Origin of the sequence: Flavobacterium sp. (genome assembly GCF_024710485.1) — a bacterium.
Classification (GTDB): Bacteria; Bacteroidota; Bacteroidia; order Flavobacteriales; family Flavobacteriaceae; genus Flavobacterium.
This window is the reverse complement of record NZ_JANJUQ010000044.1, coordinates 1-24544: the sequence shown is the minus strand read 5'-3', so window position 1 is coordinate 24544 and position 24544 is coordinate 1. Positions and strand designations below refer to the sequence as shown.

Sequence of the window (24544 nt, the reverse complement as noted above, 5' to 3'; positions counted from 1 at the left end):
TGGCGAAAGTTTAGTCTTCAAACTCTTCTTTCAATATTTTGATTACTTCTAAGATAGTTTCTTCTTCCAAATCAGTTCTTCTCACTAAATCGGCTACGTCTTGGTTCAGGATGCTGCGAGCGGTATCTAAACCGATTTTAGCAAACTCGTCGATTACCCAACCGTCGATTTCGTCTGAGAACTCTGTTAATTCAACGTCATCTTCTTCAATAGCACTTCCTTCTCTAATCACGTCTAATTCGTAACCGGTTAACAATCCGGCCAATTTGATGTTATGACCACCGCGACCGATGGCTTTAGAAACTTCTTCTAATTTTAAAAATACTTCGGCTCTTTTTTTCTCTTCGTCGATTTTAACAGAAGAAACTTTAGCCGGACTTAAAGCTCTGGTGATGTACAACGGCAAATTGCTGGTGTAGTTGATTACATCGATATTTTCGTTGCCTAACTCACGAACAATACCGTGAATACGAGACCCTTTCATTCCCACACAAGCGCCAACCGGATCAATTCTGTCATCATAAGAATCTACGGCTACTTTCGCTTTTTCACCAGGAATTCTCACTACCTTTTTAATCATAATCAAACCGTCAAATACTTCTGGAATTTCTTGTTCAAATAGTTTTTCCAAGAATTTATCTGCCGTTCTAGACATGATGATTTGCGGCTTATTACCTTTCAATTCAACACTTTCAATGATTCCGCGCACGTTATCGCCTTTGCGGAAAAAGTCGGACGGGATTTGTTTTTCTTTAGGCAAAACAATTTCGTTGCCTTCATCATCCACCAAAATTACAACTCTTGGGCGAACATGATGTACTTCGGCCGTATAAATTTCACCTATTAAATCTTTAAATTGCTTGTAAAGATTGGTATTGTCATGTTCGTGAATTTTAGAAATCAAGTTTTGACGTAAAGCCAAAATCGCTCTTCTTCCTAGATCGATTAATTTTACTTCTTCTGAAACATCTTCACCAACTTCAAAGTCAGGCTCAATTTTACGTGCTTCAGACAAGGCAATCTGTTGGTTCTCATCTTCCACTTCTCCATCAGCTACCACCACGCGATTTCTCCAAATTTCCATATCTCCTTTATCAGGATTGATAATGATATCAAAGTTATCATCAGAACCGTATTTCTTTTTTAATGCGTTTCTAAATACATCTTCCAAAATCGCCATAAGCGTTACTCGATCAATAAGTTTATCGTCTTTAAACTCTGAAAATGATTCGATTAATGCAATATTTTCCATGCCTGTTTTTAATTAAAAATTATTGTAACAATTGCTTCTTTTATTTCTGAATAAGGGATTTCCCGTTTGTGTTCGACCGTTTCCTTCCCTTTCCCTATTTTTTTTGGTTCTCTTGCCGTCCAAACAAGAGTAATATATTCCTCATTAGCTGCTTCCAACTTAGCTTCGATAGTTTCCGAGGTCGTAGTTTTTACTTTTAATGTGCGACCAATATTTTTCTTGTATTGTCGGACCAACTTTAAAGGCGAAGAAACTCCTGCAGACGCTACTTCTAATGAAAAATCCTGTTCCTCACGGTCAAGGTTGTTTTCTACAGCTCGACTAACATCAATACAATCCTGTAGAGTTACGCCGTGATCTCCATCCAAAGTTACGGTAATTTTATAACTCTCTGAAACACTCAAATCTACCAAAAACAAAGAGGAATTGTTTGCCAATTCTTCTGTTATTAAATTTGAAACTTTTTCTTTAAATGTCATTGTTGTATAAAAAGAGGGAAGCAGTGCTTCCCTCATTATTTAATTTGTATGGTAAATAACGGCGCAAATATAGTTATTTTTTTATAAATCAAAAAATCATTGCCGAATCAAAAAAAAATAATACCTTTATTGAGTTAAAATATCCTATCCAAAAATTACGTTTTTATATTATGAAAAAAATCTTAGTCCCAACCGACTTCTCAGAACATGCCAAATACGCCTTGAAAGTTGCGGCTCAAATTGCCCGAAAGAACAACGGCGAAATCTTTTTACTTCACATGTTAGAATTGCCCAGTGAAGCAGGCGATGCTATTGGTAGCGGACATGAATTACCTGAAATTATGCTTTTCAAAAATGCAGCCATCAATCGTTTAGAAGACTTGATGGACGACCCGAGTTTAGAAGGCATTAAAGTTTCTGAAATTATACAATTTGAATTGGCTTTTGACGGAATCATGAATATCAGCAAGAAAAATGATGTTGATTTGATTGTTATGGGTTCTCACGGCGCCAATGGCTTCAAAGAAATGTTTATCGGTTCGAATGCTGAAAAAGTAGTCCGAAATTCTGAAATTCCGGTATTAATCATCAAAAAAGAAGCCGGAGATTTTGAAGTGAAAAAATTTGTCTTTGCTTCTGATTTTTCAGACGAAATTAAAAAACCTTTTGCCAAAGTAGTAGAATTTGCTAATAAATTTGACGCTGAATTACACCTGGTCATGATAAACACACCTAGCAGCTTCAAACCAACTCATATTGCTAATGAAATTATGAATTCTTTCATTGCAGGATTCAACATCAACAAATATTCTACTCATATTTACAACGATGTAAACGTTGAAAGCGGCGTTTTGAACTTTACCAACAGTATCGATGCCGACTTAATCGGAATGAGTACTCACGGCAGAAAAGGCTTAGCACATTTCTTTAACGGCAGCATCAGTGAAGATTTAGTTAATCACGCGGTAAGACCGGTGGTTACTTTTAAAATTTAGTTATAAAATACAAATCAAAAAGCCGCATTAATGCGGCTTTTTTTATGAATGAAATAAAAACAAAAAATCCCGCTTGAAGCGGGATTTATCGTTGGTCTACTAGGACTCGAACCTAGAAAGACGGCACCAAAAACCGTAGTGTTACCATTACACCATAGACCAATTGGCTTAATGCGAGTGCAAATTTAGAACAAATTTTTTTCTACACAAACAATTCTCAAAAAAAATTAGGTAATTTTTGTTTTACTTTCTTTGCCAAACCCATAATAAACTTGAAATTAATCCGTTAACTGTTTTATAAATTTTTATTAAAGCGGGTTAAATCACGTGAAAAAAAATAGTTTCTTTGTAAGCGTAAAAATAAACCTATCTCATATCCTATTTCTATGATGAATTTTAACTTCAACAAGTGGAATACCCTTTTAGGATGGACAACCTTTGTCATTGCCTTAATCACTTATTCGTTAACTGTTGAACCCACTATGAGTTTTTGGGATTGTGGTGAATACATTTCTACTGCAGCCAAATTAGAAGTAGGTCATCCACCAGGAGCGCCATTATTTCAAATCATCGGTGCCTTTTTCTCGATGTTCGCATTCAGCAAAGAACACATTGCCTTAATGGTAAATATGACTTCAGTTTTTTCGAGCGCTTTCACCATTTTGTTCATGTATTGGTCGTCTTCTATCTTGTTGAGAAAAATCGTGTCTTCTTACACCGAGTTCGACAAGAATAAAGCCATAGTAGTTTTGGGAAGTTCCTTGGTTGGCTCACTTGCCTTTACTTTTTCAGATAGTTTTTGGGCGAGTGCCGCTGAAGCAGAAGTATATGCCATGGCTTCCCTTTTTATAGCGTTGTTGTTTTGGCTAGCTTTGCGATGGGAAGAAGATATGCACAATCCGAGAGGCAATCGTTGGTTATTGTTAATATCCCTTTTAATCGGACTTTCTTTCGGGGTGCACTTTATGGCGCTGTTAACTATTCCGTCTATCGGGTTTTTGTATTATTTCAAAAATTACAAAGAAATAACCGTTAAGAGTTTTATCATCGCCAACATTATTATAGTAGCCATCTTATTGTTTATATTTAAGTTGTTATTACCTTATACCTTGGCCTTCTTTGGTAAAATGGAAATTTTCATGGTAAACAGCATAGGATTACCTTTCAACTCAGGAACTATCATTGCCGCTTTGTTGGTGATTGCCTTCTTCTATTTCGGATTAAAGTATACTCGTGAAAAAGGCCATCCGTTTTATAACACTGCTTTGCTTTGTATTCTTTTTGTATTAATCGGTTTCTCTACTTGGATGATGTTGCCGATTCGAGCCAATGCCAATGTGGTAATCAACGAAAACAAACCTTCAGATGCAGCCGAAGTTTTGGCTTACTACAACCGTGAGCAATACGGTGTCAATCCATTATTTTATGGTCCGCAATACACCGATGCTTTTGCCGGATTGGATGAAGACCAACCATACTTAGACAAAGCTCCTAACTACGAAAGAGATTACAAAACCGGCAAATATGTGATTGTAAACAATTACAAAAATGCCGAACAAAATACTGATGACAATCACAAAGCGGTTTTACCAAGAATGTGGAGCACAGATCATATAGAAAATTACATCCAATTCACAGGACCACCGAAATTTACGCTGAATCACAATTATCCTTATGAAGAAGATTTGGCGCAGTACGGGGTTGATTTAGACAGCCTGAGCGACGAGCAAATCATGCAAGCCGTAGCACAGTTGAAAGATGAAATGCAAAAAAACATCAACGATTTCAAAACAGCTTATGCACAGAAGCAAATCGACAATGAAGACTATGTAAATTTCCTGAAAAAATACAGTGATTATTTAGTTGTAGAGAAACCATCAACTGCTGATAACCTATTGTTCATGGGCGAATACCAATTCGGTTACATGTACGGTCGTTATTTGTTATGGAATTTTGTAGGAAGACAAAACGACATCCAAGGCAAATACGACAACTTAGACGGCAACTGGATCAGCGGCATCAAATTTATTGATGAAATCCACCTCGGGAAAGGCTCACAAGAAAACCTTCCGGACGATGTAGTCAATAACAAAGGCAGAAACGTTTATTATTTCTTACCGTTCATCTTAGGATTAATCGGATTGATGTACCATGCACAAAGAGACATTAAAAGTTTCTATGTATTATTAGTGCTGTTCTTATTCACCAGTATCGCCCTAAAAGTTTTCCTAAATGAAAGACCTTTCGAACCCAGAGAACGCGACTATGCCCTAGTAGGATCATTTTATGTTTTCGCTATATGGATAGGCTTCGGCGTATATGCGATTTATGAAATTGTATCTGATTATATTAAGTCGAAATTGGCCGGACCTATTGTCATTGCTGCATCACTCTTAGCAGCACCAATTTTAATGGCCAGTCAGAATTGGGACGACCACGATCGCTCCAACCGATATACGGCCATAGCCATGGCTAAAAACTACCTCAACTCTTGTGAACCTAATGCCATCTTATTCACTATTGGTGACAACGACACCTTCCCGCTCTGGTACGCACAAGAAATTGAAGGTATCCGAACCGATGTCAAAATTGTAAACACGAGTTTATTTATGACCGATTGGTACATCGACCAAATGAAATTCAAAACTTATGAAGCAAAAGGTTTACCCATTTCATTTGACCATAGCGAATATGTCGGTGACAAATTAGATTATGTCGCCCATATTCCGAAAACCGATGCGCGTTGGGATGTGAAAGACTTTATCAAGTTCATTAAAAACCCACAATCGACCATTGATTTGCAAAACGGACAAACCATTCATTTCTATCCAACCAATAAAATCAGAATCCCGGTAGACAAAAACGCAATCATCAAAAACAAAGTGGTCAATCCGGCTTTGAATGATTCTATTGTTCCTTTCATTGATTTAGACATCAAAGGAAGTGCACTATACAAAAACCGATTAATGATGTTGGATATTTTGGCCAACAACAACTGGGAAAGACCAATCTACTTTACCGGAGGAAGTTTTGGTGACGACGATTATTTGTGGATGAAAGACTACTTGCAATTGGACGGTTTAGTATACAAACTAGTGCCGATTAAAACGCCTATCGACAAAGAAAATCCTTATGATATGGGCCGAATTGACAGTGATAAAATGTATGATTTGGTAACCCAATGGCAATGGGGTAACGGTGAATTAACAACCATTTACCACGATCCTGAAACCCGTAAAAACAGTATTTCTTATCGCACTAACATGGCGCGCTTAACCCAAGAGCTTATCAACGAAGGAAAAACTGAAAAAGCGAAAAAAATAATCGATTTAGCACTGACCAAAATGCCGATGGATTATTATGGATATTATACCATGTTAGAACCTTTTGCCATTGCTTATTATGAATTAGGCGAAAAAGCGAAAGCACGTGAATTGTTAGATAAATTGATGAACAAATACAAACAAAATCTAACCTACTTTGCCGGCATTCAACCGTCTATTCAAAACGGAATTGCCACAGATATCATCACTGACATTGAGCGTTACAGAAGCTTATTATTAGTAATGAAAAATCGTAACGATTTGGAATACTACAACAAAAATAAACCGATATTCAACTCATACGTACAACGCTTTACCCGTTTCGGAAGAGATTTGGAATAACTGTTTTAAAATCTGAAAATGTGCCGATAGAATGCGTTCCGTCGGCACATTTTTTTTACTTTTATACCATGAGTTTATGGGTTAAAACGAATCGGTTCATCAAAACTATCTTTCCGAAGTATGTTTGGGATATTCCTAATACTGAAAAAAAAGTATACTTAACTTTTGATGACGGACCGATTCCGGAAGTAACTGAATGGGTTTTGGACCAATTAAATCAATTCAATGCCAAAGCCACCTTCTTTTGCATAGGCGACAACATACAAAAGTATCCGGAGATTTTTCAAAAAATAATCGATGACCATCACAGCATAGGGAACCACACTTTCAACCACTTAAAAGGCTGGCAAACTTCTTTAGAAGAATATATAGAAAACACCGAAAAATGCGCAGAAGTAATCGCCAACTATAATACAAAAACACCAAATACTAGGTTATTTCGTCCGCCTTACGGAAAAATAAAACCCTCACAAGCCAAAGCTCTGCGACATTCAGGCTATAAAATCATTATGTGGGATGTGATAAGTATGGATTTTGACGCTACTGTTACTCCCGAAAAATGCCTGGAAAACGTAGTAAACAATATAGAAAGCGGAAGTATAATCGTATTTCACGACAGCGTTAAAGCATGGCAAAACCTTGAATATGTTTTACCAAAAACTTTGGCATTTCTGAAGAAAAAGGAATTCGTTTGTGAAAAGCTAAACTAAAGTTGCTCCTGAACTATAGCTATTATGGTATTGGCATCTAATTCCCCTGATTGTCTCCAAACCATTTGACCGTCTTTGTAAATCATCAAAGTTGGTAATCCTTTTATGCGCAAGGCATCGGCCAACTCCTGATTTTTATCTACATCAATTTTGATCACTTTTGCCTTATCACCAAGCGCTGCAGCAACATCTCTGATTACAGGATGCATGGATACTGAAGATTCGTTCCACTCTGTGTAAAAGTCAATTAACACAGGTACTTGAGCGTTGATTAATTCTCCAAATTTTGACATAAAACCAAAATATTTTTATTTCTTTTACCGTTGAAAAAGAACTATTAAACCACAAATGTAGCATTTTTAACTAATTATGCTACTTTTTCCCCTTTTTTTAGTTCAAAAACCGTGATTTCCGGCCAAATTCCAACTCGTCCCGGATAAGCATGAAAACCAAAACCGCGATTCACATAAATATAGCGCCCCACATTTTCATATAAACCGGCCCATTGTTTGTAAACGTATTGCACCGGACTCCATTGAAAGATACCCGGAATTTCTATACCAAACTGTAAGCCGTGCGTGTGACCGGAAAGCGTTAATTGATAGTGTTTGTCATCGTGTTTCACTTCATATTCCCAATGGCTTGGATCATGACTCATCAAAATCTTAAAATCTTCTTTGGTTAATCCCTCGGATGCTTTGTTCAAATCGCCGGCTTGTTTAAAGTTCTTGCCCCAATTTTCTACTCCGACTACAGCAATTTCACTGTCTCCTTTTTTGATTTTAGTATGTTGATTCAACAACAAATCAAAGCCGATTTGACGGTGTACATCTTTGATGTCTTCAAAATTTTGGGTTTTGGCTGCTTGACTTGGCCACTGAATGTATTCGCCGTAATCATGATTCCCTAACACCGAAAACTTTCCGTATTGGTGAGGCTGAATGCGATTAAAAACATCAATCCAAGGACGCATTTCCGTAGCGTGGGTATTGACCAAATCTCCTGTAAACAAAAGCATATCGGCATTTTGCTCGTTAATCAAGTCAACCGCATAATTTATTTTCTCGGCATTGTCGAAACTACCGCTATGAATATCGGAAATCTGAGTAATAGTAAACCCGTCAAATGCTTCCGGCAAATCGGGAAAGAAAAGGGTTTGCCTAATTACTCTGAAATTGTATTTGCCTTTGGTCATTCCATACAGCAATGAGGAAAAAGGTATAGCAGCTATCACCAGAGCAACCTGACTCACAAAACGCCTTCTGTCGGGCAAAAAACTCTCCTTTTGATTGTCTACAAAAAAGAAGGTGAACGTACCCGAAAAAATACGGAATACATCTTCCAACAACATGATGCTGGTTAAAATCAGTTTCGGAATAAACAACAATAACAGCAATCCAAAAGTGATTAACGTTTTGCTGTTTTGACCCACTCTGCGGTCAAATTGGGTAAATTGAAAAACAATGTAAAGTACAGCCAACAAAGAAATCACTTGATAAGCTACTAAAATCCATCGGGTTTTGGTGATGGTTTTAAGTGCCTGAAAAGCATATACTTCCACTATGGCTACAAAAAGGAAAAAGAAAATCCAACGTGACATGTCTCACAAATTTTAGGCAAAATAACAAAGAAAGCAGGCATAATTATTCGCGATTTAACTAAATTTAACTTAAATTTTTTCTGCCTGTCAGAAGACAAAGTTTCGTTACCTTTACGCTTTATAATTTTTTACTACAATGTCACAACAAAAACGCCTTTTTCTTTTAGACGCCTATGCCTTAATTTTCCGCGGTTATTACGCTTTTATTAAAAATCCGAGAATCAATTCTAAAGGCATGGATACCTCAGCCATTATGGGTTTTATGAATTCTTTGATGGATGTTATTAAGCGCGAAAAACCCGACCATTTAGCAGTAGCTTTTGACAAAGGCGGCAGCGATTACCGCAACGAAATGTACCAAGAATACAAAGCACATCGCGATGAAACTCCGGAAGCGATTAAAATTGCCGTGCCATATATCCAAGAATTACTGAAAGCGATGCACATTCCGATTATGGAAAAAGCGGGTTACGAAGCCGATGATTTAATCGGAACCTTAGCCAAACAGGCTGAAAAAGAAGGCTATCAAGTGTTCATGGTTACTCCCGATAAGGATTTTGCCCAATTGGTTTCCGAAAACATTTTTATGTACAAACCGGCTCGTATGGGCAACGACATAGAAATTTGGGGCGTACCTGAAGTTTTAGAAAAATTTGAAATTGAAAGACCGGAACAAGTCATTGACTTTTTGGGAATGATGGGCGATTCTGCCGATAATATTCCGGGATTCCCGGGCGTTGGTGAAGTCACTGCGAAAAAATTGCTGAAAGAATTCGGCACGATGGAAAATCTTTTGGAAAACACCGACAAACTCAAAGGGGCACTTAAAGATAAAATCGAAAAAAATAAAGAGCTTGGCATACTGTCTAAAAAATTAGCGCGCATCTTATTGGATTGTCCGGTAACTTTCGATGCGACCGATTTCGAATTATCAAAACCCGATGTGGAAAAAACCGATGCCTTGTTCCAAGAATTGGAGTTCCGACAAATGAAAGCGCAGTTCGACAAACTCTTCGGCACCGGTAAAGAATACGACGAGATTGAAGTCAATGGGAATGACGATGGCAATACCGAAAAAACCGTTAAGAAACCAATAGCCAAAAAAACGAACGAAGAGCAATTTGACTTATTTGGTTTTTCGGATGAAGCAACCGGAGAACCGAAACAACACTCCTATTACGCAACCTTGGAAAACACCAAACACAACTACATGATTATCCAAGGTGAATTGGGTGTGAAATTGTTTTTGCAGAATTTAATGAATCAATCATCTGTATGTTTTGACACAGAAACTACCGGAATTGACGCGCTAAATGCGGAATTAGTCGGCATGTCGTTCTCTTGGTCCAAAGGCGAAGCGTTTTACGTTCCTTTTCCTGAAAATCAAGAAGAAGCCCAACAATTAGCTCTCAAATTCAAGCCGTTTTTCGAAAATGAAGCCATCGAAAAAATAGGGCAAAACATGAAATACGACCTTAAAGTACTGGCCAAATACGACATTCAAATCAAAGGACCGCTTTTCGATACGATGATTGCGCATTACCTCATCAATCCTGATATGCGTCACAATATGGATGTGTTGAGCGAAACCTATTTGAAATATTCCCCCAAATCCATCGAAACGCTCATTGGTAAAAAAGGCAAAAACCAATTGTCGATGCGCGAAGTTCCGTTGGAAGACATCAAAGAATACGCTGCAGAAGATGCTGATGTGACGTTGCAACTTAAAGAACATTTCCAACCGATATTGGAGAAAGTCGGCACCAAAAAACTATTCGATGAGATTGAAATTCCGCTCGTTCCGGTGCTCGCAGATATGGAGGCCGAAGGCATTCGCTTAGACGTAAACTTCCTCAAAGCCATGGCAGCCGATATGCAAAAAGAAATCATCGATTTTGAACAAAAAATCTATGAAACGGCCGGCGAAAAATTCAATTTAGCATCTCCGAAACAATTGGGTGACATTTTATTCGATAAACTCAAAATCGGCGGTGCCAAACAAAAGAAAACCAAAACCGGTCAATACGCTACCGGCGAAGAAGTATTAAGTTATTTGGCCAACGAACACCAAATCGTAAGAGATATTTTAGAGTGGCGACAAATGGTCAAACTCCAAAGTACGTACATTGAGGCCTTGCCGAATCAAGTCGACCCAAAAACCCAACGCGTTCATACGGATTATATGCAAACCGTAGCCGCAACCGGCCGTTTGAGCTCCAATAACCCGAACTTGCAAAACATTCCGATTCGCACCGAGAGAGGCAGATTAATTCGAAAAGCCTTCATTGCTCGAGATGAAAACTACAGTTTGCTTTCTGCGGATTACTCTCAAATAGAACTGCGTATTATTGCGGCTTTATCCGGTGAAGAAAACATGATTAAAGCCTTCAGAAACAACGAAGACATTCACCGCAGCACTGCCGCCAAAGTATTCAACGTAGCTTTAGAAAACGTAACTAAAGAGCAACGAAGCAATGCCAAAACGGTAAACTTCGGAATTATTTACGGGGTTTCTGCTTTTGGATTAAGTAACCAAACATCGCTTTCCCGTAGCGAAAGTGCCGCTTTGATTGAAGCTTACTATAAAACCTATCCGAAATTGAAATCGTACATGTCCGACCAAGTCGATTTTGCCCGTCAGCATGGTTATGTGCAAACGGTTTTGGGCCGCCGTCGTTATTTAAAAGACATCAATTCGGCCAACGCAGTGGTTCGTGGAGCTGCCGAACGCAATGCAGTTAACGCGCCTATCCAAGGAAGTGCCGCCGACATCATCAAATTGGCGATGATTAACATCCACCGAAAACTGACCTCTGAAAATTGGAAATCTAAAATGTTATTACAGGTTCATGACGAATTGGTGTTTGACGTTCACCACTCTGAATTGGAAAAAATCAAGCCTATGATCAAACACGAAATGGAAAATGCCTTTACGATGTCGGTTCCATTAGAAGTGGAAATGGGCGTAGGCCAAAATTGGCTGGAAGCGCATTAATTATCGAAATAAACCATTGTAAACATGAAAAAATTGCTCTTACTATTCCTATTCGGATTATCATCGGCATTTGCCCAAACCGATAAATTTCAGAAAATTGACAGCTTACTAAACTTTTTATATACCAATAACAAGTTTATGGGTTCGCTTTCTATATTGGAAAAAGATAAAATTGTCTTTTCCAAAGCTTATGGTTGGGCGGAACTGTCAAGCGGAAAGAAACTGGACAATACAACCAAACTCAAAATCGGCTCTATCACCAAAACCTTTACGGCTACAATGATTCTGCAATTGGTAGATGAGAAAAAGCTATCACTCGACACCAAATTATCGCAATTTTATCCGAAAGTGGCTAATGCCGATAAAATCACGATAGCCATGCTATTGCACCACAGAACAGGGATTCCCGATTTCCTGAACGATGATCCAACGGTAGCGCAATACATTTACATCGAAAACAAAAAAGCCGATTTACTCAAACGCATCGAAGGCTATACCTCGGCATTTGAACCCGATTCGCAATTCAAATACAGCAATTCGAACTACAATTTATTAGGCTATATTGTAGAAGACATCACAAAAAAAACGTTTGCCGAGAACTTGAATTCCCGCATTGTTAAAAAGTTGGGTTTAAAAAACACCTCGTTCCCAGTAAAGATTGATCCAAGCCAAAACGAAGCCTTTTCCTTTACTTTTAATGGAAACCAATGGGAAAAAATACCGGAATGGAACAATTCCTTGGCTTTTGCTGCAGGCGCCATTGCCTCAACTCCTGATGATTTAAATTTGTTTCTAAGCGGACTTTTTAATGGTAAACTCGTCTCAGCAGCATCTTTATCAGAAATGAAAACCTTTAAAGACGGCTATGGTAAAGGTTTAGTTATTGCTCCATTTGAAGAACGAAAATTCTACGGACATACCGGCGGCATTGAAAATTTCAGAGCTGCGGCCGGCTATAACATCGAAGAAAAAACCGGTTTTGCCATAGTGGTTAACGGAGACAATTTCAATCGCAATGACATTATGATTGGCGTGCTGAGTTTGTATTACGGAAAGGATTACCAATTCCCAGATGTAAAAGGCTTTGCCGTTTCAGAAACCCTACTCGCTAAATATGTAGGCACTTACAGTTCTAAAAGTATACCGATAAAAATCACCATAGCAGAAAATGATGGCCAATTGACTGCGCAAGCCACAGGACAGAGTTCGTTTCCGCTTACTGCCAAAAGTGACAGCGATTTTGTTTTTGATTCGGCCGGAATTCAAATGATTTTTGGCGATAATAAATTCGTATTAAAGCAGGGCGGAATGGAGTTTGAGTTTACTAAAGAATAATAAAAAAGCCGAAGTAATTGACTTCGGCTTTTTTACTACAATTATAAACCAAATTATTTTATGATAACTTTTTTCCAAGCCTTATTCGTATTGTTGACCAATTCTAATAAATAAACACCGGTGGATAAACCGTTTACGCTAACTGTTGCACTGTCACTTTCTTCAACCTTAATGGTTTTTACAAAAGCACCCGTTTGTGAGTAAATGTTAACTTGGGTTAACGAAGTTTTAAGTTGAATGGAGAAATCTCCATTGGACGGATTAGGATAAATTTGAGTGGCGTTCAGCGAAAAATCTTCAACGCCCAAAGTAGTAAAAGGAACTGCCGTATTTGATATTCTGTTAGCCGCACCGTGATAAGCCAAACTAAATGAAGCCGAATTTCCTTGTGCTAAAGCAATTCCTATGGTAGTATTGTTATAATTAAAGTCATAATCGGTCGCGTCCGGAGAATTGAAAGGTCGGGTAGCTACTATGGTTCTGACACCTGAAGCAACTGTATTCGTCGCAACAGTCCAATTGTTCTGTGCATCGGCCGTTGGAGCCACACCGATTCCACCGTGAGTTGCGTCAACTAAAACAGTTCCGTTATAATAAACGACATCGCTACCGGCTTCCATTCCACCTGAAAAAGAACCGAATTGTGCTGCTAACCATCGATCCGACGGACCAACTAAGGTTAGAGTGGCTGTTTGAGTGTCATTGTCTAGTAAAATAGTAACATTACTGTTAGAAACCGACACTGTATTGGATACTTTAGATTGGGAAAAACCTAAAAAAGGCAATAAAAGTAAAAGTGTAATTTTTTTCATATTTGGTTATTTTAAAAGGTTGATTATTGCTTCATCGCCGGAGAAAACAGCGTATTCAAAGGCCGTCTTTCCTTTGTTGTCTTTCAAATCCTTATTGGCATTATTAGCCAATAACAGTTTAATGATGGGTACGTTTTTAAATTGAACCGCATACATTAGTGCGGTTGTTCCTTGGTTGTCAACAAGATTTAAATCGGCTTTATTAGCAATTAAAAATTGGGCTGTTTCATTATTCCCTTTTACTATGCATGCCATCAATGCTGAACCCATGTCACTTTTGACATTGATGTCGGCGCCTTGAGTAATGATAAACTTAGCCACTTCATTATTACCTCGGTAACAAGCTAAGATTAATGGAGAAAATCCGTTTTCATTGACCACATTGAAAGCTTTTGGATTGGTTTCCAGTATTTCCTTGGCTTGACTTATTGTCCCTTTACGGGCTATTTCAAAGGCATCCAATGCTTGCTGACCACTAGACAAAAATGGCATCCCAAGGAGTAACGTCAATACAATCAATTTGATAACTTTCATAAAAATAGTGTATTAATAATGCAATGATACCAAAATCTGCAATAGGTTGCGTGAAAATGTTTACTCTTTTATCTTGTGTTAAAAATAAAAGCTGTACTAAAGTTTAATAGACATTAAAGTCGGCTTTCCAAGATTTTGGCTAATTTTGTACTGCTGGAAAAAGAACTATAAAATGCTGAAAAACCAAGTTGAAACCATTTTACCTACGGATTGGGGGAATTTCAAAATTATTGCCTATTCTGAAGATGAAAACGATTGGATGCCACACATCGTTTTAATCCATGAAAAAACCGATTTCAATACTACGATACCCATTCGCTTTCACTCCGAATGTTTGACCGGTGATATTTTTCATTCCAAAAAATGTGAATGCGGTAAACAGCTTCACAATGCGATGGCTTATTTTGAAGAAAACGGAGGTATCTTAATTTATTTGCGGCAAGAAGGTCGTAATATTGGCATTATCAATAAACTAAAAGCATATAAACTGCAAGAAGAAGGGAAAGATACGGTTGAAGCTAACCTGGCATTAGGCTTACCGGCTGACTCTCGCTCTTTTAAGGAAGCTCTGGAAATTTTGATGGATTTAAAAGTGAGTTCTGTTTATTTAATGACCAATAATCCCGAAAAACTGTCGGTTTTTGACAACTCTCCGATTGTGTTAAAAGGCAGAATACCCATTGAAATTAAGGCGTCTGAGGAAAGTAAAAAATACCTTGAAACCAAAAAGTCATTTTTCAAACACTTCCTTGATTTGTAAAAAACACCTAAAAGAAAATCCTTTTTTAAAAACTACAATAACTTTCTCGTAGAATCGCGTTGTCGTAATTCGGTATTGATCACAGTAGTAGTGTAGGTGTATGTTTCGGCTTCGCTCTCTAATTTATCGATAAGAAGTTTAGCCGCTACTTCCCCTATTTCCGGTCCGTGCTGACTCACTGTAGACAAACTTGGCGTCATACGGCGTGACCAAACACCATCGGCAAAACCAATCAATGATAATTCTTGCGGCACTTTATAGCCGTTTTGAAGCGCTAATTTCATGGCCGTAACCGATGCATGCTCGTCTAAAGCAAAAACGCCATCGGGCTTATTTTTGATGAAAAAGCCACCAATTTTAGCATTAAATTCTTCATTAGTATTGGCTAAGATAATTAAGTTTTCGTCGGCTTTCATTCCGTGATCTTCCAAGGCTTTGTAAAAACCTTTAGCTCTGAGCTTACCAACACTTAAATTATCTATCGCCGAAAGCAAAGCAATTTTTTTACAACCGGTTTTAATCAAATGTTCGGTAGCATTGACCGCCGATTCGAAATCATCTACTACCACTTTATCGCAATTGACTTCATCGGCTATACGATCAAACATAACTATAGGCGTGCCTTCGTTGATGATGGAAGTGAAGTGACTGTACTGTTGCAACTTTTGAGATTCTTCGGCTATAGAAAGAATAAAACCATCTATAGTACCGTTGCTCAACATTTCGAGCGCATTGATTTCTTTCTCCAACGATTCATTGGAGATACAAGTGATAACCTTATACCCTTTCTCATCGGCCACTTTTTCAATGCCGCTGAACACCTTAGCAAAAAAAGAATTTAATATATTAGGAATGATGACACCTATGGTTTTGGTGCGACGGTTTTTAAGATTCAAACCAATCACATTCGGCTTGTAATTTTTTAACTTGGCATACTCCTGAACACGTTGTTTAGTAGGCTCGCTAATTTCGGGACTTCCGTTAAGTGCTTTGGAAACGGTGGAAACTGACACGCCTAACTCTTTGGCAATTTGTTTTAAGGTGGCTTTCGACTTCATTTTTTCTGAGTTAAAGTGTAAAAATAGTAAAATTTCTGCTGCAACCTCTAACCGTTGAATGAAAGTTCCCAATAAATAATCTGATTTTTGAAGTGTTTTTCAATAGTTTCAAAATTATAAAGCAGCTGTTAAGTCCATTGCGGTCAAGGTTTTTAGGTAAAAAGCAGTAGATTAGCAAAATATTTAAAAAAGGGTATTTGCTTTTATCATATTTAATTGTACTTTTGCAACCCCTTTATTGGGGATGGAATGTTTAATTAAAATAAATTATTGTGAACACATTAAGCTACAAGACAGTTTCAGTAAACAAGGCCAATGCAGACAAGCAATGGATTGTTGTAGACGCTGAAGGTCATAACTTAGGTCGTTTAGCTTCAAAAGTAGCGATGCTTTTGAGAGGTAAATACAAACCAAGTTATACACCGCACGTTGATTGTGGAGATAACGTAATTGTTATCAACGCAGAGAAAATCAACTTGACTGGTAACAAGTTAGATGACAAAACGTACATCAGACACACAGGTTACCCAGGAGGACAAAGAAGCTTGACTGCTAAAGTAATGCAACAAAAAAACCCTGCATTATTAGTGGAAAAAGCTGTAAAAGGAATGTTGCCTAAAAACAAATTAGGCGCCGAATTATTCCGCAATTTGAATGTAAATGTTGGTCCAGAGCACAAACATGCTGCTCAACAACCGAAAACCGTAAACCTTAACGACTTAAAGTAATGGGAGTTATTCACAAAATCGGTAGAAGAAAATGTGCTGTAGCACGTGTCTATGTTTCGGAAGGAACAGGAAAAATTACCGTTAACAAAAGAGAATTCAACAACTACTTCCCAACAGCTACTTTACAGTACAAAGTATTACAGCCAATGTCTATGACAAACAACGCTGAGAACTTTGACGTAAAAGTAAATGTATATGGTGGTGGTACTACAGGACAAGCAGAAGCTGTAAGAATGGCTATCGCTCGCGCAATGTGCGAAGTAGAAGCTGAAAACAGAGCTATCCTAAAACCAGAAGGATTACTAACCAGAGATCCAAGAATGGTTGAACGTAAAAAATTCGGTCAGAAAAAAGCACGTAAGAGATTCCAATTCTCTAAACGTTAATCGATTAGAAGTTTTATTCGTTCATTTAGTATTGAAATTAAAAAACAAGTTGCCGATATTCTTTTTGTTGAAAAAGGAATTAGTTTAGCATCTAAATTTTCAAGACCATCGCAAGAGCTACTTGAAAATTGCTAACCAACGGAACGTAAACTATTACACAATGGCAAACAAAATTGAAGTTAAAGAATTATTAGAAGCCGGTGTTCACTTCGGACACATGACTCGTAAATGGGACCCAAATATGGCTCCTTACATTTATATGGAGCGTAATGGTATTCACATCATTAACCTATATAAAACTGCAGCTAAAATTGAAGAAGCTAACGAAGCTTTGAAAAAAATCGCTGCTTCCGGTAGAAAAATACTTTTCGTAGCTACCAAAAAACAAGCAAAAGATATCGTATCTGAAAAAGCACAAGCATGCAACATGCCTTACATCACTGAAAGATGGCCAGGTGGTATGTTGACCAATTTCGTTACTATCCGTAAAGCCGTTAAAAAAATGGCTTCTATTGATAAAATGAAAAAAGACGGTACTTTCATGACTTTGTCTAAAAAAGAAAGATTACAAGTTGATCGTTTACGTGCTAAGTTAGAGAAGAACTTAGGTTCTATCGCTGACATGTCTAGATTACCTGCTGCCTTATTCGTAGTAGATATCAAAGCTGAACATATCGCAATAAAAGAAGCACAAAAATTAAACATTCCAGTTTTCGCAATGGTTGATACTAACTCTGATCCACGTGAAGTAGATTACGTTATCCCGGCCAATGATGATGCTTCAAAATCAATTGATAAAATTTTATCTTTAGTAACCGACGCTGTAAAAGACGGACTAGCCAACAGAACTGCTGACGCTGCTCCTGAAACTGACGCTGAAGAAACTGTAGAAGTAGTTGCAGCTCCGGCTCCGGCTGTAGAAGCAGCTCCTGAAGTAGAAGCTACAGAAAACAGTACTGAAGAGTAAAACAAAATAATTACGAATTATGAATTAAAAATTACGGATTATGATGACTCGTAATTTGAAATTCGTAATTCGTAATTTACTTTTAAAAGAGTTTTCAATTTAAAAAAACAAAAAAATATTATGTCAACAATTACTGCTGCAGACGTAAATAAATTAAGACAAACTACAGGTGCCGGAATGATGGACTGTAAAAAAGCGCTAGTTGAAGCGGAAGGTGATTTCGATAAAGCGATTCAAATCCTTAGAGAAAAAGGACAAAAAGTAGCCGCTAACCGTTCTGACCGTGAGTCTTCTGAAGGAGCTGCTGTTTCTTTTGTCAATGCTGACAATACCAAAGGAGCCATCCTTACTTTAAACTGTGAAACAGATTTCGTAGGTAAAAATGAAGCTTTCGTTGCTTTGGCTAAAGAATTAGTGGAAAGAGCAATCAACTTCTCTTCTTTAGAAGAATTCTTAGCTTCTGATTTCAACGGAATCACTGTAGCTGAAAAATTAATCGAGCAAACCGGTGTTATCGGTGAGAAAATCGAAATCGGTGGTTTCGAAATCTTAGAAGGCGCTTTCGTTGGATCTTATGTTCACGTAAATAAAATTGCTGCCCTAACTGCTATTTCTGCACCAGTTGCCAACGCTGATGTTTTAACCAAAGACATCTCTATGCAAGTAGCTTCTATGGGTGCTGAAACATTATCTTACAAAGATTTTGACCCTGCTTACGTTGCCTCTGAATTGGCTGCTCGTATCGCTGTAATCGAAAAAGAAAATGAAGAAGCAAAACGTTTAGGAAAAACATTGAAAAATGTTCCTAAATATATCTCTTTCTCTCAATTAACTCCTGAAGTTTTAAAACAAGCGGAAGAAGATGCTAAAGCAGAATTAAAAGCGGAAGGCAAACCGGAACAAATTTGGGATAAAATTATTCCTGGTAAAGTACAACGTTTCATCTCTGACAACACTACTTTAGACCAAGAGAAAGCCTTATTGGATCAAAACTTCATCAAAGATGACAGTAAAAAAGTAGGGGATTATGTAAAAGGTTTCAACGTTGAAATTACAGGTTTCAAAAGAGTTTCTTTAGGTTAATCCTATGAATTAAAATTATTAATTCAACATATAAAAACCCCGATTCCATAAAGAATCGGGGTTTTTGTTTTGAGAAACACTATGCTCAGATTTTTGGCAATATTCTATTCTGTTACCGGAAAACTTCTCGCGCGCATCAAAGCATCACTCGAAGCAGCTTTCCCTCTGAATATTTTATACGATTCTTCCGGATCTACCGTATTACCTACGCTAAACACATGTTCTAACAATCGTTTGGCTACTGCTTTATCATACAATCCTTTCCCGTCTACAGTAAACGCCTCAGTCGCATCGGCACTAATCACATCGGCCCATAGATAGCTGTAGTATCCGGCGGCATAATCATCTCCCGAAAAGATATGCCCGAATTGCGGAATTCGATGGCGCATTACAATTTCAGACGGCATACGCAAACTGGCCAAAGTTTCTTTTTCAAAGACTTTCGGATCAATATTCGGATTCTCCAATAAATGCAATTTCATGTCTACCAAAGCGCTTGAAATGGTTTCTACGGTAGAAAACCCTTCATTAAAGGTAGCAGCTTTTTCAATGCGTTCTACTAACGACATCGGCATTGGCATACCGGTTTGATAGTGTAAGGCGAACTGGTTCAATACTTCCGGAGTAGCCAACCATCGCTCCAAAATTTGCGAAGGGAATTCCACATAATCTCGTGGAGTATTCGTTCCCGATAACGTTGGATAGTTTACATTCGAACACAAACCGTGTAAGGCATGACCAAACTCGTGAAACAAGGTACTGGCATCATCCCAAGAAATTAAAATCGGCTCGTTTTCATTTCCTTTGATAAAATTGCAATTGTTTGACACTAAAGTCAGCACATCACCATTAATTTTGCTTTGTTCACGATAGGCAGTCATCCAAGCTCCTGAGCGTTTTCCTTTGCGCGCATAAGGATCAAAATACCACAACCCTACAACTTTACCCGTAGTCTTATCAGACACTTCCCAAACGCGTACATCAGGATGAAAAACGGGTACATCATTCACTTGTTTAAAGCTTAAATTAAATATTTCACCGGCTACCCAAAACATGCCTTCTCTCAATTTTTCCAATTGCAAATAAGGTTTAATCTGGTTAGCATCAACATCAAATTTGGACTTACGCACTTTTTCGGCATAATAGCGATAATCCCAAGGCGCAATTTTAAATGTACCGCCTTCGGCATCAACCATTTTTTGCATTTCGGCTACATCTTCCTTTACTTTGGCTAAAGCCGGATTCCAAACCGACATCATTAAATCAATTGTTTTTTCCGGTTTTTGCGCCATGGTATTCGACAAACTCCAATCGGCAAAAGTTTTAAATCCCAACAACTTAGCCTTTTCTGCACGAAGTTTAAGAATTTTTACCAACGTTTCATTGTTGTTGTTAGCATTATTATTATCGCCACGACTCACAAAAATCTGAAAAGCTTTTTCTCGTAAATCTCTTCGGTTGGAAAAAGTCAAAAAAGGCTCAACAGACGAACGGGTATTGGCAATGCAACCCATAACGTTAAGTTTTCGTTCTTTGGCTTCCGCTATCGCCGCATTTTTTAACTCTGATGGCAATCCGTCAAAATCGGCCTCGGTTTCTAAAACTAAATAATAATTGCTTTCATCTGCCAATTGATTCTGACTGAATTTGGTAAACAACCCTGCCAATTCCTGATTAACTTCGGCGATACGCGCTTTACTTTTGGCATCGGCCTGAGCACCTTCTCTGACAAAATTAGCATAGTGATACCATACCAAGCGCTGTTGCTCTTTCGTTAACTTATTCTTTTCAGCCGAACGATATACTGTTGCTATTCGATTAAAAAGCTTGGCATTTTGGTAAATCTTATTATTCGTTTCAAAAAACTTAGGCATCATGGCAGTCTCTATCGGCTCAAACTCCGGACTGTTTAAATTGGAACTGTACAAATCAAATATTGCCTTTACTTGGGATAATTTTTTACCTGCTCTTTCCATGGCGACGATAGTGTTTTCAAATGTCGGCGCTTTCGAATTGTTCGCAATCTTATCATATTCGCTCAACTTTTCAGCAATAGCAGCTTCGATGGCCGGCTTGAAATCTTTTATAGCGTAGGTTTCAAAAGCCGGAACTCCTCCGTAAGGACCTTTCCAATCTGCTAGTAACGGATTTTGATTCGTTTGGGCATTAGTAGTTACAACAGGAACACTCATAAGCAATGTTAATAGTATTTTTTTCATTTTGATTCTCCTTTTTTCAAATGTACTTAAAATTTGCATGAAAGACTACTTTAAATCTTAGCCTATTATTGACTACATTTGAGAAAAAGTTGCACAAGTATGTTCCAATCAAAAAAAGACACCGTCTATGTTGTTTTAGCCGGCATATTCATCACTAATGCTATTGTAGCTGAACTGATAGGCGGCAAACTCATCGATGTAGGCTCCGCAGTAATGAGCATCGGTATTCTGCCTTGGCCGATAGTATTTGTTACCACCGATTTGATTAATGAATACTTCGGAGAAAAAGGCGTACGAAAACTTTCCTTCATCACTGCAGGACTCATCGCTTACACCTTTATTATTCTGCATTTTGCGATGCAAATTCCGTCTACCGCAATCAGTTCGGTCTCTTCGGAACAGTTCAATGCAGTGTTCGGACAAAGTCAGTTAATTATACTAGGCAGTATTATCGCCTTCTTAGCCTCTCAATTGATAGACGTGACCATCTTTCATTTTGTTAAAAGAAGAACAGGCAACAAAATGATTTGGCTCAGAAGTACCGGTTCTACCGTAATCTCTCAATTTTTTGACAGTTTTATAGTTTTAGGGATTGCTTTTTGGATTCCGGGTATTATGGACACTAAAACGTATATCATTTCGGGATTAACGGGTTATACAGTCAAGTTACTTATCGCCGTTGGAATGACGCCTTTCATCTATTTGGGACATTACTTAATCCAAAAATACATAGCCAAAGATGGAAAATAAAATACGCTGCACTTGGTGCGAAAAAGACGATTTATACCGCCATTACCACGACACCGAGTGGGGAAATCCGGTATACGACGACGCCAAATTGTTCGAGTTTTTAGTCTTGGAAACTTTTCAAGCCGGACTGAGTTGGTACACCATTTTGAAGAAAAGAGAAAACTTCAAGAAAGCGTTCGCCGATTTTGATTATAAAACGGTAGCCGTATTTGATGACTATGAAGTAGAGAAATTAATGAAAGACACCGGAATCATTCGAAACCGACTCAAAATCCAAGGCACGATTGCCAATGCCATTGCCTTTATCAAAGTTCAGGAAGAATTTGGCAGCTTCTCTAACTACATTTGGAATTTTACCGGCGGAAAACCTATCGACAACCAACCCAAAACATTGGCCGATGTTCCGGCTACCACACCGCTGTCTGACACCATTAGTAAAGATTTGAAAAAACGCGGATTTAAGTTTGTAGGCTCCACCGTAGTCTACGCGCACATGCAAGCCACAGGAATGGTCAATGATCACGTGGAAGATTGCTGGAAGCGAAAATAGTGTTCAGTCGCAGTCACAGTAGTCAGAAAGACTGTAAACTGCGACTGTAAACTGTGACTAACTCTTCAGGACTTTAATAAAAGTATCGCGTGAAATCTCAAAAGCGCCCAATTGCTCCAAATACTCATTGTGAATTTGGCAATCGAGTAATTTATAGTTGTGGTCTTTTAAATATTGTACTAAAGTTACAAACGCAATCTTACTCGCATTCGACACTTTAGAAAACATACTTTCCCCACAAAAAACATGTCCCAAATCCACCCCGTACAATCCGCCTACCAAGTCACCATTTTGCCATACTTCTACTGATTTTGCCAAACCCATTTGGTGTAATTTGGTGTATGAAGTAATAATATCTTCCGTAATCCAAGTGCCGTCTTGCTCTTTACGTGGTATTTGTTGACAGTTACGGATAACCGACGCAAAATCTTGGTTAAACGTAACTTCAAACTGCTTTCGATTCAATAAATTCCGAATGCTCTTTGACACCTTGTACAACTGCGGCACTACCACCATTCGTTCCGGTGGCGACCACCACAAGATAGGTTCGTCTTCATTAAACCAAGGAAATATGCCGTTGCGATACGCCAACAGCAATCGCTCAGTCGACAAATCACCACCGATGGCTAAAATGCCTTCATAGGAAGCTTCGTCAACCGGCGGAAAGTATAAGTCTTTGGTTAGGAAATGCATCTGTTAGAAATTCTAATAATTTAAATTCCAATAAAAAATCCCAAACAACCATTTTTGGAATTTGGGATTTGAAATTTGTTATTTGATTACTTTTTAATCAAAGATTAAAAAGGTAAATCGTCGTGCTCTTCTTCGTTAAAGTTCGTAGCCGGTGCAAATGCTTCGGCCGGTGGCATTGGCGCCATTCCGGATGCAGCGGGAGCTTCCGGTTGTAGTTTTTCCACTCTCCAACCTTTTATAGAATTAAAATATTTAGTCTCCCCTTGCGGATTCACCCATTCTCTTCCTCCTAAGTTAATAGAAACTTTTACATTTTCACCTACATTAATTGAATTTAACAAATCACATTTATCTTGAATAAATTCAATCATAATTATTTGAGGATATTGCTCTTCTGTTGTAATTACCAATTCTCTTTTTCTAAATGATGCTTTTGACTTATCCTCTTCATTAACAGCAACTTTTCCATTCAAAAAGTATTGCACTTCACCATTTACTTTAACTTTACCTATAACTTCCATAATATAATTAGTTTATTGTTTTGCTAAAAGCACTTTCCAGGCGGAGAGTACTTCGTTGTTATTCAAATATTCTTTTGCTTTTTGGTGGATTTTTTGCTCGTCATCGGAGCTTAAAACGCCTTTCACGGCAAAATTTTGTTGTACAAATATAGCAATTTCTTCTTCGGTTGGCAAGGCTTCTACGTTTCCTAATTTTCCCAAATCATTCCCGTCGAAAATCGGGCTTTTTTTGATAAAATCCGGAATAGAATCCACGCCGATTCCTAAGGTTACCAAAGGTTTTTCCACTTCAAACAAACCGGCATTGGAACGCGAATACCAATTGCCGCCCAAACGGGAAACCAAGTCAATTTTGCTCTGGTCTATCGCGCCTTTATCATCTAAAACACTCTCGTTGATGTGGATTTTTACCACTTCGCAAATAATCAAATTGCCGGCACCGCCTTGATTGC

At 38.1% G+C, this 24544-nt stretch carries 22 protein-coding genes, 1 tRNA gene and 1 pseudogene; 12 read left to right on the top strand and 12 right to left on the bottom strand.

The window, feature by feature from the left end:
* Positions 1–10 precede the first annotated feature (10 nt).
* Both nusA and rimP read right to left on the bottom strand, forming a co-directional pair.
* A complete protein-coding gene (gene nusA / locus Q0M21_RS11495; protein WP_295338338.1) occupies positions 11–1252 on the bottom strand; it encodes a transcription termination factor NusA in 1242 nt (413 codons plus the stop codon).
* An 8-nt stretch (positions 1253–1260) separates the two neighbouring features.
* Positions 1261–1731 (bottom strand): ribosome assembly cofactor RimP, encoded by a 471-nt coding sequence (rimP, locus tag Q0M21_RS11490; RefSeq protein ID WP_295338451.1) that lies wholly within the window; start codon positions 1729–1731, stop codon positions 1261–1263.
* A 170-nt stretch (positions 1732–1901) separates the two neighbouring features.
* On the opposite strand from rimP, the gene Q0M21_RS11485 reads away from it, so the two are divergent.
* Positions 1902–2726: a universal stress protein gene (locus Q0M21_RS11485; RefSeq protein WP_295338335.1), complete on the top strand. Its 825-nt coding sequence runs from the start codon at positions 1902–1904 to the stop codon at positions 2724–2726.
* A gap of 91 nt (positions 2727–2817) precedes the next feature.
* Here the strand turns inward: Q0M21_RS11485 and Q0M21_RS11480 are convergent.
* A tRNA-Gln gene (locus tag Q0M21_RS11480) sits at positions 2818–2888 on the bottom strand.
* A 224-nt stretch (positions 2889–3112) separates the two neighbouring features.
* Here Q0M21_RS11480 and Q0M21_RS11475 point away from each other — a divergent pair.
* Both Q0M21_RS11475 and Q0M21_RS11470 read left to right on the top strand, forming a co-directional pair.
* Positions 3113–6391 carry a DUF2723 domain-containing protein gene (locus tag Q0M21_RS11475; RefSeq protein ID WP_295338332.1) on the top strand — a complete coding sequence of 1093 codons (3279 nt, stop codon included), beginning with the start codon at positions 3113–3115 and terminating at the stop codon, positions 6389–6391.
* A 68-nt stretch (positions 6392–6459) separates the two neighbouring features.
* Positions 6460–7101 (top strand): polysaccharide deacetylase family protein, encoded by a 642-nt coding sequence (locus Q0M21_RS11470; RefSeq protein WP_295338329.1) that lies wholly within the window; start codon positions 6460–6462, stop codon positions 7099–7101.
* On the opposite strand, the gene Q0M21_RS11465 is transcribed toward Q0M21_RS11470, so the two are convergent.
* The gene (locus tag Q0M21_RS11465; protein ID WP_295338327.1) at positions 7098–7394 is read right to left on the bottom strand and encodes a co-chaperone YbbN; all 297 of its coding nucleotides are present in this window, start codon (positions 7392–7394) and stop codon (positions 7098–7100) included. The two genes, Q0M21_RS11470 and Q0M21_RS11465, sit on opposite strands and share 4 nt — an antisense overlap.
* A 74-nt stretch (positions 7395–7468) precedes the next feature.
* Positions 7469–8701, bottom strand: coding sequence for a metallophosphoesterase (locus Q0M21_RS11460; protein WP_295338326.1), 1233 nt, complete (start codon positions 8699–8701; stop codon positions 7469–7471).
* Positions 8702–8837: 136 nt separating this feature from the next.
* Between Q0M21_RS11460 and polA the strand changes: the two genes are divergently transcribed.
* Positions 8838–11696, top strand: coding sequence for a DNA polymerase I (polA, locus tag Q0M21_RS11455; protein ID WP_295338324.1), 2859 nt, complete (start codon positions 8838–8840; stop codon positions 11694–11696).
* A gap of 24 nt (positions 11697–11720) precedes the next feature.
* Positions 11721–13031, top strand: coding sequence for a serine hydrolase (locus Q0M21_RS11450; protein ID WP_295338322.1), 1311 nt, complete (start codon positions 11721–11723; stop codon positions 13029–13031).
* A 53-nt stretch (positions 13032–13084) separates the two neighbouring features.
* On the opposite strand, the gene Q0M21_RS11445 is transcribed toward Q0M21_RS11450, so the two are convergent.
* Positions 13085–13843 carry a T9SS type A sorting domain-containing protein gene (locus Q0M21_RS11445; protein WP_295338320.1) on the bottom strand — a complete coding sequence of 253 codons (759 nt, stop codon included), beginning with the start codon at positions 13841–13843 and terminating at the stop codon, positions 13085–13087.
* A 6-nt stretch (positions 13844–13849) separates the two neighbouring features.
* Positions 13850–14377, bottom strand: a complete 528-nt coding sequence (locus Q0M21_RS11440) for an ankyrin repeat domain-containing protein (RefSeq protein ID WP_295338318.1) — start codon at positions 14375–14377, stop codon at positions 13850–13852.
* Between the two features lie 172 nt (positions 14378–14549).
* On the opposite strand from Q0M21_RS11440, the gene ribA reads away from it, so the two are divergent.
* A complete protein-coding gene (gene ribA, locus Q0M21_RS11435) occupies positions 14550–15137 on the top strand; it encodes a GTP cyclohydrolase II (RefSeq protein ID WP_295338316.1) in 588 nt (195 codons plus the stop codon).
* A gap of 32 nt (positions 15138–15169) precedes the next feature.
* Here the strand turns inward: ribA and Q0M21_RS11430 are convergent, their stop codons facing one another.
* Entirely contained in the window at positions 15170–16195 is a 1026-nt protein-coding gene (locus tag Q0M21_RS11430) for a LacI family DNA-binding transcriptional regulator (protein WP_295338314.1), read from the bottom strand.
* Positions 16196–16467: 272 nt separating this feature from the next.
* On the opposite strand from Q0M21_RS11430, the gene rplM reads away from it, so the two are divergent.
* From rplM to tsf, 4 genes are all read left to right on the top strand, one after another.
* Positions 16468–16923: a 50S ribosomal protein L13 gene (rplM, locus tag Q0M21_RS11425; protein ID WP_290875465.1), complete on the top strand. Its 456-nt coding sequence runs from the start codon at positions 16468–16470 to the stop codon at positions 16921–16923.
* Positions 16923–17309, top strand: coding sequence for a 30S ribosomal protein S9 (rpsI, locus tag Q0M21_RS11420; protein ID WP_295338312.1), 387 nt, complete (start codon positions 16923–16925; stop codon positions 17307–17309). The genes rplM and rpsI overlap by 1 nt, the downstream gene beginning before the upstream one ends.
* A 160-nt stretch (positions 17310–17469) precedes the next feature.
* Positions 17470–18276 carry a 30S ribosomal protein S2 gene (gene rpsB, locus Q0M21_RS11415; protein WP_295338311.1) on the top strand — a complete coding sequence of 269 codons (807 nt, stop codon included), beginning with the start codon at positions 17470–17472 and terminating at the stop codon, positions 18274–18276.
* A 120-nt stretch (positions 18277–18396) separates the two neighbouring features.
* Positions 18397–19359, top strand: a complete 963-nt coding sequence (tsf, locus tag Q0M21_RS11410; RefSeq protein WP_295338310.1) for a translation elongation factor Ts — start codon at positions 18397–18399, stop codon at positions 19357–19359.
* 104 nt (positions 19360–19463) lie between these two features.
* On the opposite strand, the gene Q0M21_RS11405 is transcribed toward tsf, so the two are convergent.
* Positions 19464–21578, bottom strand: coding sequence for a M3 family metallopeptidase (locus Q0M21_RS11405; protein ID WP_295338309.1), 2115 nt, complete (start codon positions 21576–21578; stop codon positions 19464–19466).
* A 99-nt stretch (positions 21579–21677) separates the two neighbouring features.
* Here Q0M21_RS11405 and Q0M21_RS11400 point away from each other — a divergent pair, with 99 nt between their 5' ends.
* Positions 21678–22328: a queuosine precursor transporter gene (locus Q0M21_RS11400; protein WP_295338308.1), complete on the top strand. Its 651-nt coding sequence runs from the start codon at positions 21678–21680 to the stop codon at positions 22326–22328.
* The gene (locus tag Q0M21_RS11395) at positions 22318–22878 is read left to right on the top strand and encodes a DNA-3-methyladenine glycosylase I (protein ID WP_295338307.1); all 561 of its coding nucleotides are present in this window, start codon (positions 22318–22320) and stop codon (positions 22876–22878) included. Before Q0M21_RS11400 ends, Q0M21_RS11395 begins: the two co-directional genes overlap by 11 nt.
* 57 nt (positions 22879–22935) lie before the next feature.
* Here Q0M21_RS11395 and aat read toward each other — a convergent pair whose 3' ends face one another.
* From aat to Q0M21_RS11380, 3 genes and pseudogenes are all read right to left on the bottom strand, one after another.
* Positions 22936–23571, bottom strand: a complete 636-nt coding sequence (gene aat, locus Q0M21_RS11390; protein ID WP_295338306.1) for a leucyl/phenylalanyl-tRNA--protein transferase — start codon at positions 23569–23571, stop codon at positions 22936–22938.
* 104 nt (positions 23572–23675) lie between these two features.
* On the bottom strand, positions 23676–24092 hold the full coding sequence (locus tag Q0M21_RS11385; RefSeq protein WP_295338305.1) for a DUF3127 domain-containing protein: 417 nt from the start codon (positions 24090–24092) through the stop codon (positions 23676–23678).
* A gap of 12 nt (positions 24093–24104) precedes the next feature.
* Positions 24105–24544 (bottom strand): annotated as a pseudogene (locus Q0M21_RS11380) (flavin reductase family protein); the annotation flags it as partial.